This is a genomic window from Bathymodiolus heckerae thiotrophic gill symbiont (assembly GCF_900128515.1).
GTDB lineage: Bacteria > Pseudomonadota > Gammaproteobacteria > PS1 > Pseudothioglobaceae > Thioglobus_A.
In genome coordinates this window covers 1-883 of record NZ_FQTP01000248.1, presented here as the reverse complement: position 1 = coordinate 883, position 883 = coordinate 1, and the positions used below count along the sequence as shown (strand labels likewise).

Here is an 883-nt window from a genome sequence, read left to right as displayed (position 1 = left end):
AACTGAAAGTAGGCGGCTCTAGTAACTTCGAGGCTAAGTTAGCGGGCTACCGCCATACCAATGGTATTTTCCGCAGTCGTGGTGAAACCACGGACTTGTGGAGTAGTACTGGGTCAGGTGGTTATGCTCATAGACGCTACCTGTACGTTAACGACGCTAGAGTGGTCCGCAGGTTGCTCAATAAGGCGTACGGCTTTAGTGTTCGCTGCCTAAAGGATTAATTCGACACTTTGGCACTTCGACCCAGCCGAATGGCTGGGTATTTATACCCCTTGCGGGGTATTCACCCCGCAAGGGGGTGTTAAACAGAGTATCACCCAAGCTTGCTTGGGTGATTTTTTAATTACATAATAAAGGGTTAAGACATTTAAGGAAGGGTATTTATACCGTAGATAAATGATACTAATATCTAAAGATAAGCGTCATTAAACATTATGGACATTGAGATGAATAAGTTATCAGCCCAGCGTTGTTTGGTTTAAGGATTAAACAAGTGAGGTTTATAAATCCAAACATCCTCTCATTTGTTAATGGCACTAATGGTTAAGACTAGAAGTGCCATTAAAAAAAATGAGGATAGAAGAATCTTATATTTGGTGATGAGTAGGTGAAGCTTTACAAATTATATTTTTTTAAGGGTCATGACAACTTAAGCGACTCTTTTCTGAACATTTCAAGCAAAATCTTATAAAGATTTTGCTTGCGATTATTGAATCTAAATTCACATTCTTTCAAGTGTAGATTAAACATATTTTAATTCATTCTTGCTATGATGTACTCTAAAATGCTTCTTATAGCCAAAATCTACTAAACCATTATACCCTCGCCAACCATCAGAATGAATGACGCTTTTCAATACTAGTTTTACCCTTGATAATCCTTT

Annotated in this window: 1 protein-coding gene and 1 pseudogene; one reads left to right on the top strand and one right to left on the bottom strand. The window is 38.2% G+C overall.

Going from position 1 to position 883, the window contains the following annotated elements:
* Nucleotides 1-221: fibrobacter succinogenes major paralogous domain-containing protein (locus BTHERMOSOX_RS11660; RefSeq protein WP_249360701.1), on the top strand; the 221-nt coding region annotated here is incomplete at its 5' end.
* Between the two features lie 418 nt (nt 222-639).
* On the opposite strand, the pseudogene BTHERMOSOX_RS12170 reads toward BTHERMOSOX_RS11660, so the two are convergent.
* Nucleotides 640-883, bottom strand: a pseudogene (locus BTHERMOSOX_RS12170) (IS1595 family transposase); the annotation flags it as partial.